General features: G+C 29.3%; 14 protein-coding genes. 5 read left to right on the plus strand and 9 right to left on the minus strand.

Annotation, left to right across the window (positions count from 1 at the left end; all coding sequences use genetic code 11):
* The first annotated feature begins 12 nt into the window (after positions 1-12).
* From C8N26_RS10790 to C8N26_RS10805, 4 genes are all read left to right on the plus strand, one after another.
* Positions 13-1,191 (plus strand): helix-turn-helix domain-containing protein, encoded by a 1,179-nt coding sequence (locus C8N26_RS10790; RefSeq protein ID WP_120187298.1) that lies wholly within the window; start codon positions 13-15, stop codon positions 1,189-1,191.
* A gap of 536 nt (positions 1,192-1,727) precedes the next feature.
* Positions 1,728-2,369 (plus strand): DUF4159 domain-containing protein, encoded by a 642-nt coding sequence (locus C8N26_RS10795; RefSeq protein ID WP_120187299.1) that lies wholly within the window; start codon positions 1,728-1,730, stop codon positions 2,367-2,369.
* Positions 2,353-3,264, plus strand: coding sequence for a bile acid:sodium symporter family protein (locus tag C8N26_RS10800; RefSeq protein ID WP_120187300.1), 912 nt, complete (start codon positions 2,353-2,355; stop codon positions 3,262-3,264). The genes C8N26_RS10795 and C8N26_RS10800 overlap by 17 nt, the downstream gene beginning before the upstream one ends.
* A 2-nt stretch (positions 3,265-3,266) precedes the next feature.
* A complete protein-coding gene (locus tag C8N26_RS10805; protein WP_120187301.1) occupies positions 3,267-4,316 on the plus strand; it encodes a lysophospholipid acyltransferase family protein in 1,050 nt (349 codons plus the stop codon).
* Here the strand turns inward: C8N26_RS10805 and C8N26_RS10810 are convergent.
* The 4 genes from C8N26_RS10810 to C8N26_RS10825 form a co-directional block, all read right to left on the minus strand.
* Positions 4,294-7,221 carry a glycoside hydrolase family 3 N-terminal domain-containing protein gene (locus tag C8N26_RS10810; RefSeq protein WP_120187302.1) on the minus strand — a complete coding sequence of 976 codons (2,928 nt, stop codon included), beginning with the start codon at positions 7,219-7,221 and terminating at the stop codon, positions 4,294-4,296. The genes C8N26_RS10805 and C8N26_RS10810 overlap by 23 nt on opposite strands.
* A gap of 62 nt (positions 7,222-7,283) precedes the next feature.
* Positions 7,284-7,769 (minus strand): ABC transporter ATPase, encoded by a 486-nt coding sequence (locus tag C8N26_RS10815; protein WP_120187303.1) that lies wholly within the window; start codon positions 7,767-7,769, stop codon positions 7,284-7,286.
* Between the two features lie 74 nt (positions 7,770-7,843).
* The gene (locus tag C8N26_RS10820) at positions 7,844-8,674 is read right to left on the minus strand and encodes a 3'-5' exonuclease (RefSeq protein ID WP_120187304.1); all 831 of its coding nucleotides are present in this window, start codon (positions 8,672-8,674) and stop codon (positions 7,844-7,846) included.
* Between the two features lie 69 nt (positions 8,675-8,743).
* Entirely contained in the window at positions 8,744-9,619 is an 876-nt protein-coding gene (locus C8N26_RS10825; protein WP_245962558.1) for a PPK2 family polyphosphate kinase, read from the minus strand.
* Between the two features lie 124 nt (positions 9,620-9,743).
* Here C8N26_RS10825 and C8N26_RS10830 point away from each other — a divergent pair, with 124 nt between their 5' ends.
* The gene (locus C8N26_RS10830) at positions 9,744-10,259 is read left to right on the plus strand and encodes a flavodoxin family protein (RefSeq protein WP_120187305.1); all 516 of its coding nucleotides are present in this window, start codon (positions 9,744-9,746) and stop codon (positions 10,257-10,259) included.
* Here the strand turns inward: C8N26_RS10830 and C8N26_RS10835 are convergent.
* From C8N26_RS10835 to C8N26_RS10855, 5 genes are read right to left on the minus strand one after another with little or no spacing between them, the layout of a single operon-like run.
* Positions 10,249-11,004, minus strand: a complete 756-nt coding sequence (locus C8N26_RS10835; RefSeq protein ID WP_028892634.1) for a LytR/AlgR family response regulator transcription factor — start codon at positions 11,002-11,004, stop codon at positions 10,249-10,251. The genes C8N26_RS10830 and C8N26_RS10835 overlap by 11 nt on opposite strands.
* A 17-nt stretch (positions 11,005-11,021) precedes the next feature.
* Positions 11,022-11,330 carry a 2TM domain-containing protein gene (locus C8N26_RS10840; RefSeq protein WP_120187306.1) on the minus strand — a complete coding sequence of 103 codons (309 nt, stop codon included), beginning with the start codon at positions 11,328-11,330 and terminating at the stop codon, positions 11,022-11,024.
* On the minus strand, positions 11,314-11,655 hold the full coding sequence (locus tag C8N26_RS10845) for a 2TM domain-containing protein (protein ID WP_028892636.1): 342 nt from the start codon (positions 11,653-11,655) through the stop codon (positions 11,314-11,316). Before C8N26_RS10845 ends, C8N26_RS10840 begins: the two co-directional genes overlap by 17 nt.
* A 1-nt stretch (position 11,656) precedes the next feature.
* Positions 11,657-11,944 carry a 2TM domain-containing protein gene (locus C8N26_RS10850; protein ID WP_120187307.1) on the minus strand — a complete coding sequence of 96 codons (288 nt, stop codon included), beginning with the start codon at positions 11,942-11,944 and terminating at the stop codon, positions 11,657-11,659.
* 1 nt (position 11,945) lies between these two features.
* Positions 11,946-13,280: a 2TM domain-containing protein gene (locus tag C8N26_RS10855; protein ID WP_245962559.1), complete on the minus strand. Its 1,335-nt coding sequence runs from the start codon at positions 13,278-13,280 to the stop codon at positions 11,946-11,948.
* Between the last annotated feature and the right edge of the window lie 8 nt (positions 13,281-13,288).

Genomic DNA, 13,288 nt, shown 5'->3' on the forward strand with positions numbered 1-13,288 from the left:
AAAATATAGGTTGTGACAATAGAGTATTTATTTAATCTTTTTTTATTAGTAAGTGCCTTACATGGTTTTGCCTTTAGCGTGGTATTATTCTCTTCTAAAAATGGAAGAGAAAAAAGTATGGTATACTTAAACCTATTAATTTTAGTTATTTCTATAAATAATCTTCAATCTTGGGCTTTAGAAAGAGGTTTACTTCAAAATAAATTTGCTTTAGAGTACATGCAGTTTTCTTGGCATTTTTTAGCTATGCCTTTTTTATACATGTTTTTAGTTCATTATTTAGATTTACCTCAAAAATCTTTTAATGTTTTAAAATTTGCTATTCCTGCATTTATCCTAATGGTAATTGCTCAAATAAGTTTTGTTGTATACTACAGTGACACTGCTTCACAAGAAAGATTAGACTATATTTATGAAAGATACTCTTCTCTTGAAGAATTTTTTAGCATGCTTACATCCTTAAGCTTTTTCATCTATTCAATGTATATTTTGTACAAGAAAGAAAACTTATTCCCTAAAATTTTATCTTTTGACAATCTAAAATGGCTTTATACTTTCTTTATTCTTTCTTCAGTAGGATACCTTCTTTGGATTCTTGCTCTTGTTGTAAAAATAAGCTTAAACTTTAGCGATTTTTTATTTTCCTATTATCCTTTAAGAGTATTTACAACTGTTTTAATCTACTGGTTAGGTTACCAAGGTTTTAAACAAATTAGAATCCTTAAAGAAAGAGAAATTATTAGAAAATCTCTATTGATTGATTTAAACGGAAATTTTAGTGTAGATACTATAAAAGTAGATACTGAAAAAAATCCTTCTAAAAGTCAAGCTGAACGCCAAAAAGAACAATTTCAAGAAATTGATGATTTTATCAAATCAAAAAAGAAATATTTATCTACGAAGTATACGCTTCAAGATTTAGCTAAAGACACAGAATTAAGCTCTAGTACTCTCTCTTTGATTATTAATAACGTAGCCAAAAAATCTTTTACTGATTACTTAAATGAAATGAGAATTGATTTGGCAAAAACATTATTACTTGATTCAGAATATTCAGATTATACAATTACTTCTATTGGTTTAGAATCTGGTTTTAATTCTAAATCTACTTTTTATACCGTTTTTAAAAAACATACAGGACACACCCCTGTAGAGTTTAAAAACTTATCATTAGTTACTCTTAACAGTTAATTTTTAGTCTCTTTTTATAAAAAGACAGTCCAAAACACCCAAACTGGATGTTTTCGAACTCACTTCTTTAATCTATATTTTATATTTACATAGTGAAATTAAAAAATTAGTAATTGAAAATAGTTGAAGGGGTTTTCAATTTATAATTAAGATTTCTAAAAAATTATTGAGAACTACTCAGTCTCAATACGAAAAAGGGAGAGCTATAACTTTAAAAACACCAATATTCAATATTGGTGTTTTTTATTTTTTATATACTAAGAACATTTTAAAAACTTCGAAGTTTTTCATTTTTTACAATATGCTTTTTATAAAAAGTAAGTTTTAAAACATCCAATCAGATGTTATTGTACTTGTTATTTTTAATCTTTTATATTTTCGCAACGTAAATTAATTACTTTTTGAAAAAGTGGGGACTTTTCAAATTAAAAAGTATGATTTACATTTAAGGGGAAATTAAAAACATCAACAACTGAGTTGTTGGTGTTTTTTATTACTGTTTTATTATATTGCTTCTGTTAAGCAATACTTAATTTATGAGAAACATTATTACATTTTATTTCCTTCTTTTCTTTACAAGTATTTTCTCTCAACAAATTGCAATTTTAAAATATAATGGTGGAGGTGATTGGTATGCTAACCCTACTGCTTTACCAAGCCTCATCAACTTTACTAACCTTAATACAAAAACCTCAATCGAAAAAGATATTGAAACCGTAACATTAGATGATGAACAAATTTTTAATTACCCTATAGTTTTCATTACTGGTCATGGTAATATTTATTTTACAAGTGATGAAATTACAATGTTAAGAGATTATCTAATTTCTGGAGGTTTCTTACATATTTCAGATAATTATGGATTGGATTCATACATTAGAAGAGAATTAAAAAAAGTATTTCCTGAATTAACACTACAAGAAATCCCTAAAAATCATTCTATTTATCATCAAACATTCTCTTTCCCAAACGGATTACCTAAAATTCATGAACATGACAGAAAGCCTCCTCAAGGTTTTGGACTCTTATATGAAGGTAGATTAATTTTATTTTACGATTATGAAAGTGATTTAAGCGACGGATGGGAAGATCAAGAAGTACATAATGACCCAAAAGAGATAAGAGAAAAAGCTCTTAAAATGGGAGCTAATATAATTGAATATGCTTTTAAAAATTAACCCCCTACAAATAGATGACATAAAAATTAATTTTGATACTGAAGCTTTATGGATGCTTAATATAGCACTTGCTATAATTATGTTTGGTATAGCTTTAGATATAAAAATTGAGGACTTTAAAAGGCTTATTAATAACCCTAAAATATTGTTTGTAGGATTATTATCTCAATTTATTTTACTTCCATTTTTAACCTTTATATTAATATACATCATTAAACCTTATCCTAGTTTTGCTTTAGGAATGATGATGATTGCTGCTTGCCCTGGTGGAAATGTATCTAACTTTTTTAGTAAAATGGCAAAAGGAAATGCCGCGTTATCTGTTAGTTTAACTGCTTTTGCCACTATAATATGTTTAGTTATGACTCCTTTAAACTTACAACTATGGGGAAGCTTGTATGAACCAACTAATATTATTTTAAAAAGCGTTTCTTTAAACCCTTTTGAGCTATTTAAACTTGTTTTGTTAATATTAGGGGTTCCTATAATTCTAGGGATGCTTGTAAACCATTATCACCATGAAATGGCAAAAAAAATAAACAAACTATTGCGTCCTTTTTCTATTTTCTTCTTTATTTTACTAATCGTTATTGCTTTGTATGACAATGCTGAAATTTTTAAAAACTATATTCATTTAGTTTTGTTTTTAGTCATATTTCATAACATTTACGCTTTTGTAATAGGCTATGTTACTGCAAAATCTTTTAGGCTAAATAACAAAGACTGTAAAACAATTTCAATGGAAACAGGTATTCAAAATGGTGGATTAGGCCTACTACTTATCTTTAGTTTTTTTGATGGTTTAGGTGGTATGGCTTTATTAGCAGCTTTTTGGGGTGTTTGGGATATTTTTTCAGGAATGATATTAGCTACTTACTGGGGAAGAAAAAAATAGAAATGGAAACTTTAGTATACTACTTTTTTAAAGCATTTGTTAAATCTGGCTTATTCTTTTATACAAAAAAAATAAAAGTATCAGGAAACGAAAATATTCCTAAAAAAGGTGCTATTCTATTTACTGCTAATCACCCTAATGGATTGGTTGATCCTCTTTTTATAGCCACACATATAAAAAGAAAAACACATTTTTTAGTACGTGCCTCTGTTTTTAATAACCCTATCATTGCTAAGTTTTTCAATTTACTTGGAATGATGCCTGTTTACCGTATTAGAGATGGGATACAACAACTATCTAAAAATGAAGAAATTTTTAACAAATGCCAAAACCTTTTAAAAAACAATAAAGCTTTATTAATATTTCCCGAAGGAACCCATAGTAAAGCCAGAACTGTTAGACCTTTAAGTAAAGGGTTTACTAGAATTCTTTTTAGAACTTTAGATGAGTATCCTAACACAGATGTTCTTATCATTCCAATAGGAATTACCTATCAAAATGTATCTAGTTATCCTTCTAAAGTTTCAATACATTTTGGTTCTCCTATTTTAGCTAATAATTTTTACAATCAGCAAGACATTAATCAATCTGTTAAAACACTTAAAGAACTTGTTTCAAAACAATTAAAAGAATTAAGCGTACACATTCCTTTTAATGAAGAGTACGAAGAAACTCTGACTTTTCTTAACAAAAAACAAACGGATTTTACGGATGTAAATACTGTAAATGCAGCAATAAACAATAGACTTACTATAACAGAAAAAAAGCGTAGTAAAAACTACACTCTCTCTTTATTTTATCTTATTATTTTAAATAGTATTATTCCTTTCACTATCTGGAAACTTGTAAGCAAAAAAATAAACGAAATTGAATTTATTGATACTTTTCGCTTTGGCTTAAACGTAATTCTTTTTCCTTTCTTTTATTGTATTCAAAGCTTGATAGTAAGCTCTTTTTGGGGTTGGAAATTTGGTTTAGCATACTTTTTCTCTTCACTATTTCTCATACTACTTTACACAAAACTATCACCTACTCACCCGCCATCAGAATAGCATCTTGAATGTCTTGTTGAATTTTAGTTCGAATATTACTCTTAACTAAACCATAATTCCTCATAGTAGGATATATTCTGTTTGACAAGAAGACATATACCACACCAGTTGCAGGATCTGCCCAAGTATAGGTTCCTGTAAAACCACTATGACCAAAACTTACATCTGAAACACAACCACAGGTTGCTTTTATGTTAGGATTTAACTGTGGTTTGTCAAAACCTAACCCTCTACGTACCTTTTTATTTTCGTAATAACGCTTATTAAATTTATGCACTGTCTCTGGCTCTAAGTATTTTTTCCCTCCATAAGAACCATCTTGCAAAAACATTTGCATAACCTTTGCTACATCATTTGCGTTTGCAAACAGTCCAGCATGTCCTCCTACTCCACCAATCATAGCCGCTCCCATATCATGAACATAACCATGCACCAACTGATGTCTAAAATAATTATCTCTCTCAGTTGGAACAATCTCGTCTTTATCAAATTTGTTTAACGGCAAAAACGTCATCCTGTTTGCTCCTAATGATTGATAAAACTGTTCATCTACTAGTTTATCTAACGGTTTTTTATACTTTCTTTCTAAAATTTCTTTAAAAATATAATACCCTAAATCGCTGTATTTATACCCAGGCCTTTTACGTTGCTCAGAATCTACTATTTGTTTATAAATAGAATCCTTGTACTCTTTAGCTAAGTATAAATTTTTAGCCACTTTTATACTAAACTTTGAAGTACGTTTCTTTCTGTAATACTTAGTAGAGTTTTCTCCTGTTACACTATCTTTTGTTTGTAAATAAAATGGAATCCAAGAACGTAAACGTCCATAATGAGATAGAACTTCTTTTAACAACAATGTGTCTTTATTCGATTTACTATAACTTGGTAAAACATCTCCCAAACTTGAAAACAAACTAATTTTTCTTTCTTCTTCGGCTTTCATTATCATTGGTAATGAAGCCAAAATTTTAGTAAGTGAAGCCAAATCATATAAATCAGAATTTTTAACTGCTCTTTCTTTTGATAAGGTATGATATCCAAAACTCTTATTGTAAATCACTTTACCATTTTTAGCTACTAAGATTTGACCTCCGGGAGACATTTTTTCCTGCAAAATAGTATCTATTCTTTTGTCAATAATTGATAATTTTTCTGAGGAAACTCCAGCTTCTTCAGGAATTGTGTACTGCAAAACATCCAAACCATCTAATAAAAGTCCGTGACCAATTTTAAACTCATTTTTTATAGATACTGGTAGTTTCCCTTTCAACTCAAAAGCTCCGAAAAGAGCTTGCGCTGAAAGCTCTTGAGATAACTTGCTGTTTTGATATGACATGACAAGACCTTCAATATTTGTAAAAGAAGGTACTTGAAGTAAACTATAAGGGCTTGCAAAAACATCTAAAACTACTTTATGATTCCTTGCTATTTCTTGTACCCAAGTTAAATCTTTATTTGAAAACTTATAGCTTTTCCAAGGATTCTTATCTGATTTATGAACTCCTACAATTACCAAATTATACTTCTGTAATTTTTGCAATAAAACACTCAAATGGGTTTCAGAAATTTTATCAATCTTCGTATAATTAGAAAGCATTTCATAAAAATCAGAACCACTATCATTACCTAATGATACATAAGCTATTTTTTTATCTTGAAGGTTTTTGATTGGTAAAACACTCTCTTGGTTTCTTAAAACCGTTATTGAGTTTTTTATTAATTTTCGGTGTAACACCTCATCGTATGGTGAGTTTAAATCTTTTGATATATTTTCTGTGGCAATCGGCTTGTAATTATTTAAACCAACTAAATATTTTGCTTTTAAAATCTTTCTTACAGAGTGATTTAAACGCTCTTCTGTCAATTTCCCTTCCGCTAACGCTTTTTTAATTAAGCTTATAGACCCTGGAACATCTTGAGGAATTAACAACATATCATTTCCTGCTAAAATTGCTGCTAAATCAATTTCTGCTGGTGTAGAATAATTCGCTGCCCCTTTCATGTTTAACCCATCTGTAATAATAAGTCCTTGAAAACCTAATTTATCTTGTAATAAACCAGTTACAACATTCTTTGATAATGATGATGGCAATTTTGGATTTGTTTCAATAGCAGGAATACTTAAGTGTGCAGTCATAACACTAGCAACTCCATTAGCAAATACTTCCTTAAAAGGATATAATTCTATTGAATCTAGTCGCTGTTCGCTAAAATTAATCGTTGGTAGCGTATGGTGAGAATCTGCTTCGGTATCACCATGTCCAGGAAAATGCTTTGCATTAGCCAAAACCCCTGCTCCTTGCATTCCTTTAGTAAATGCGATAGCTTTTTGTGCTACATTTTCTTTACTTTCACCAAAAGAACGGTTTCCTATGATAGGGTTATCAGGATTGGTGTTAACATCAACCACTGGTGCAAAATTCATATGAATTCCTACTCGTTTACAATGTTCTCCAATTCTTTTTCCTACTTCTTGTAACAATAAAGTGTCTTGTATAGCACCTAAAGTCATATTCCAAGGAAAACGATAGGTGTTTTTCAAACGCATATCTAATCCCCATTCACCATCAAAACCAACCATTAATGGCACTTTTGCTAATTCTTGGTATTTATTATTTAATACAACCTGCTTGTCTGGTGTACCTTGCATAAAAATAATATTTCCTACATGGTGTTTTGTAACCATATTGGATATAAAATCTTCATGCTTTTTATCTTTATTGGAATATGCTTGTATCATAAACAACTGTCCTATTTTTTCATCTACAGACATGTTTTTCATAATACTGTCTACCCAAACACCTTGGGCATCTGAATCTTTTGCTAACAACGGATCTACCTGCTGTGCTTGAATTATTTGTATAAAAACGAATGCTAATAATGTAAGCGCCTTTTTCTTCATGTACCTTACTTCTTTTAAACTTTCGGGGGTTAAAATATTTCTTTCTTAAACAACGTCAATAGTTATACCAAAAATCGTGCGTGCCAACTTTGGTTTGCTGGTACTTCCCATTTGGTTTCAAAATCTTCTTTGGTATTTACCATATTGTTAAACACTACAGTTTCTGCTGTAATTTTTTGTGATTTGGCAAAGTTTTGAAATTCGGGAAGTTTAACAATATTGATATTGTCTCCATCTTTAAAAGAAACATTCATTTTATTCATTAAATCTAACTTCAACTCGTTTTCTATCTCTTGTATAAAACGTACTGAAGCATCTATTGAACAACCTGAAACATTGTTGAAGTTTTCATCAACAGCAATAACCAAAAATTGATTGTATTTAATGGTAAATGATCCTTTTAAATCATCTCCATGTCGCGTCCAATTTTCAATAAAAACTAACGCTTTTGCAGTTATATATTCTATTTCTTCGGTTGTAAACTCTCTATCTGATTGATATACCCAAACTCTTGAATTTTTGGGCAATTCTTTATATTCTGTATACATTTTTTTTGTATTGATTTCACTATATCTAAATTAAAAAAACAACTTAGATAATTACTAAAAATAAATGTTAAAGGTTACCTTAAATTAAACTTTTGTTGTAAAGCCTGTAATTTCTCCTCATCTGTCATGGTTTCTTTCTTCGATGCCGACATTCGCTCTTTAATTTCTCGTAATACTTTTTTAGTGTATAATGGAAAATCAGCATTTTGAATCCATGCGTTATATCCAGGATTTTCTTTTAATACTTCTTCTACTGTTCTTCCTTTATACTTCCCAAAAGAAAAGATTTCTTGGTCTTCATCATTAAATAAAATAAAACCTGCAAAATCTGCTCTTTTTCCGTGAGTAGAAAACTCGCTTAATGCTTCTACAGTATTCTCTAAATCTTCATATTTATCAACCTGAGCTAATAAAATTTCATACGTTGCATTCGTATCTGCCTCTGCAGAGTGTGCTCCTTCTAAATCTTTCCCACAATAAAACTGATACCCTGCACTTAATGTACGCTGTTCTTTTTTATGAAAAATAGTTTGCACATCAACTGCTTTACGATTGTTCATATCGAAATCTATCCCAGCTCGTAATAATTCTTCTGCTAATAGAGGAATATCAAATCGGTTAGAATTGAACCCTGCTAAATCAGCATCAGCTATCATTTCATTAATCTTATCTGCTAACTCTTTAAATGTTGGTTCTGTTACCACTTTTTCATTTGTAATTCCATGTACGGCTGTTGCCTCTGCTGGAATTTCTATTTCAGGGTTTACTAACCAAGTTTTACTTTCTTTATTTCCGTTTGGAAATACTTTTAAAATTGATATTTCTACTACTCTGTCTTTAGCTATGTTGATTCCTGTAGTTTCTAAATCGAAAAATACAATGGGTTTAGTTAAGTTTAAATTCATTTTTTAATTAAGGGTTAAAAGACAATGACTTTATTTACTTTAAATACTCTTTTATTGCCTTTTTATATATTATTCGTTGTTTAATTGCTTTTTAAATTCGTCTATTTGATCTAAGACTTTTTTGGGTAACGTAGGTTCTTTAAAATTATACTTTTCTAATTCTTTTTCTAAAGTTTTTGCTACGATATAACGTGCTGTTGGTTTATCATCTGCAGGTATTACATACCAGGGAGCATAATTGGTTGATGTTCTTTGTAACATATCTTCATAACACTCTTGATAATTATCCCATAGTTTTCTTTCTTCTAAATCTCCAGCAGAAAATTTCCAGTTTTTTTCTTGAATATCTAAACGTCGTAATAATCTGTTTTTTTGCTCTTCTTTAGATACATTTAAAAAGAATTTTAAAATAATTGTTCCGTTTTCTGCAATATGTTTTTCAAATTGATTAATATGTTCCATTCTTTCATGGTAAAACGCATCATCTAAATCTTCTGAACTTTTTACTGTCGGAATATTTTCGGCAAACACATATTCTGGATGTACTCTTGTTACCAAAACATTCTCATAATGTGTACGATTAAAAACTCCTATTTTTCCTTTTGCCGGTAATGCTATATAATGACGCCATAAAAAATCGTGTTTTAATTCCAAATTTGTTGGTACTTTAAAACTGTGTACCACTACTCCGCGCGCATTTACATCTTTAAAAACTTCACGTATTAAACTATCTTTTCCTGCGGTATCCATACCTTGTAAACAAATTAAGACACTATACTTACCTTCTGCATACATAGTATCTTGTAGTTCACTAATTTTTTTTCGCGATTTTTTTAATTTCTTTTTAGCTTCCTCGTCTGTCTCTTTTGTAACATAGTCTTTTAAAACTGTTCCCTTTTCAAACTTGTAAGCGCTTACATCCATTTTTTCTCTTAATTTTAGCATAAAAGTACAAAAATATAGACTTCTAGCATTGATTTTCTCTTGGTTATTATCAATTTTTACAATTAAGAACGTCGCTTTCGTCTTAATTATTTTTAGAGTTTTAACATCAGACTAAATCTATAAAATGAAAAAAACTGTAATTATACAAGCAAGCTCTAAAAGTAACGGAAATACAAATAGAGTTATTAACTACCTCAACAACAACAAATCTTTTGATGTTATTGATTTAAAAACAAAAAATATTGGTGTTTTTGAATATGACTTTAGCAATGCTAATGATGATTTTATTCCTGTTATGGAAGAAGTTATCAATAACTATGATACCATTGTATTTGCAACGCCTGTTTACTGGTATACTATGAGTGCAACTTTAAAGATATTTTTTGATCGTTTGTCTGACTTGTTAAAATATAAAAAAGAGTTAGGACGGTTGTTAAGAGGTAAAAACATGGCAGTAATTAGCAACTCTGGTCATAACGATCTTAAAAACGGTTTTGAAATGCCTTTTATTGAAAGTGCTAATTATTTAGGTATGAATTACCTTGGAAGCATTCACTCTTGGTTAACTGAAGACGGAGAAAACATTCATCCTGAAGCTCTAAATAAAATTGATTCCTTTAGAACCATACTTACTCAATAAAATGTTTAAAATCTTTTACTCGCTCTCTGCTTACAATTATTTCTGAATGGTTAAAAGATTCTAGTTTTAATTGTAAGCGAGAGTTTGTATAAGACACAATATCTTTGATCGCATTTATTTGCACTACAAAAGTTCTATTTACTCTAAAAAACTGTTCAGGATCTAACTGCTCTTGCCAGTACTCTAATGAGTTATCTATTAAATAACTTCTATTAGAATTCGTATGAATATAAGTTGCTTTATTTTCTGAATAAAAACACTCAATATCTTCAATATTTATGATTTTTAAATGTTGCCCAATTTTTATTGTAAATCGCTTTTTGTATTTTCTATCTACAGGATTTATCAATAATTTACGAATGTCATTTATATTAACTTGTATGTTATTTTGTAAAGGTTGGTGTTCTTTAAACTTATTTACAGCAACTTTTAACTCATCTTCATCTATTGGTTTTAAGAGATAATCAATTGAGTTTAGTTTGAATGCTTTTAAAGCATACTCATCATAAGCCGTTGTAAAAATGATGGCTGATTTTATAGTTACTTCTTCAAAAATTTCAAATGATAATCCATCAGAAAGCTGGATATCTAAGAAAATTAAATCTGGGTGTTCATTATTCTGAAACCAATCTATAGACTCTTCTACTGAGTGCAACATTTGCTGAACCTCTATATTTAGTTCTGCTAACATTCTATTTAATCTTCTCGCTGCTGGCTTTTCGTCTTCAATAATTATAACATTCATAGTTTTATTCTCAATAATTATTGATTCATATATTCTTTAACTTTTCGCTCTTCCCACTTTTTTGAAAATAGCTTGTCTTTGCCCAAAACACTAAATCCGTGTATAAATACTACAACTCCCCACCAAAAGAACAAATTATAATTATTTACATCTAAGAAAGCATCTAATATGGATTCATCTCGGTAAACAATATCTTTATATATTCTCCTTCCAATAAAAAATAAGTTTATTAGTATATAAATCGCTAAATGCTTGTAGAACTTTTTTATTTCTTCTACTCTTTCTTTAGCCTTTATGTATTTTTCCTCTTTATTTAAAACTTCCATTTTCTTTCTTTTTTAATTCTTCTAAATATTCTTGAATTTTTTGTTCTTCCCAATCTTTACTAAAGAAAGATTTTGTTCCGAATACTCCTAACCAATGAAAAACCATTCCTATTCCCCAAAACAGCCAAGTAGCATACACTCCAAAATTACTAATTGCTTCAACAAAAGTATAATTGTCATCTTTCATCAAACCTACAATAATTACTATAGATATGAAGATATTTACAGCTACATAAACCAACAAATGAGTATAAAAACCTTTTATTTTATCTACTCTCTTTTTAGCTAATAGATATTTTTGTTCTTCTGAATAATCTCTTTTCATACTAGTCTTGTTTTTTAAGATATTCGTTTATCTTTTTTTCTTCCCAGTCTTTACCTAAACCTATTTTTTCCATTCCGAAAACACCAAACCAATGAAAAAACAAACCTAAAAGCATTCCTATAGTTGGATAATAAAACCAATGATAACTGGGTACAAACTTTAAGTTTATAAAAATCAAAACTGGTATAATTAATACGGTTACTATAAGATGAATGTATAACCCTTTTATTTTTTCTACCTTTTTCTTTGCTTTGGCGTATTTGTATTCTAATGTATAATCTCTTTCCACCTTATTTGTATTTTTCTTCTTCCTCCATTAATTCTTTAATCTTACGCTCTTCCCAGTTTTTTCCTAAAAATAAATTGTAGTTATTTACTTCTAAGTAGTGAAAAACTAACCCTATACCCCAACCTATCATCGGAAACCAAAACCATTGAAATCTTGAATATGTTTTAAGGTTTATAAATATTAAAAAAGGGATAACTATACAATACGAAACTAAATTTTGATAAAATTCTTTTAGTTTTTCTACTCTTTCTACTGCTTTTACGTAATTACTATTTTCTAGACTTTTTGTATCCATAATACTATTTTTTATATTAATTAACAGAGGTAAACACACTGTAAATGTTTTGTTATTATTAATTATTTGAACGTTTTTATCGGTTATTAATCCGTAACGATCTGCTATGTTTCTCAACCCTACTTTTGTACTTTTACCTATAGCTTCTTTGGGATTGATATTGTTTTGAATTTTTAGAAAACCATCTTCTTCAAAAATGCTTATCTCTAGTGGTTTTGAAGCCGAAACCACATTGTGTTTCACAGCATTTTCTAGTAGTAACTGAAGCGACAACGGAACTATCTTTAACTCAGAGTTACTTACTTCTTCAGGTATTGTAAACTTTACTGCCTCTTCAAAACGCATTTGCAATAATTCCATATAAGTTTTAGCAAATTGTAATTCCTCTTGAATTGGTACTAGCTCTTTATTTCGTTGCTCCAATACATAGCGATATACCTTTGATAGTTTTGTTGTAAACTTTTCTGCTTGTTTCGGGTTTTCACTAATCAAAGAGGTTAACACATTTAAACTATTGAATAAAAAGTGTGGATCTATCTGACTTTTTAAAGTTTCAAACTTTGCCGTTTCTGTTTTTGCTACTATTTCATGCTGAGTAGTTTCTTGTTTTATAGATTTCTTCCAGTTTACAATGAAACCTTTTGCATGAAAAAAAGCTGCAATTCCTAAAGAAAGAATAATAGCAAATAGATGCATCCATAAAAATTGTCCTGTAAAAAAGTTTTCTACTTTATTTGAAAAGATTACAAAATATTGAATGTAATGTATTCCTAAAACTGCTACAATTGTATAAATTACTGTTGCTATAATACCCCACCAAACTCGCTGATTGGTTTGCGTAACCCAATCCCACTTAGCACTTAAATAATCATTAATTACACCATTCCCTAGTCCGAGAATAAATGAATACATTCCTGAAAATAAAAACACCAACCCTGCTTCATTTAAACTAAATGCTTGATTTATTAATGTAAAAACTATACCGAAAACAATTGTAAGTTTTAAACAAAGCCAAACATCATTTTTAAAGCTCTTAAACATTTTTTTTG

Source organism: Tenacibaculum lutimaris (assembly GCF_003610735.1).
GTDB lineage: Bacteria > Bacteroidota > Bacteroidia > Flavobacteriales > Flavobacteriaceae > Polaribacter > Polaribacter lutimaris.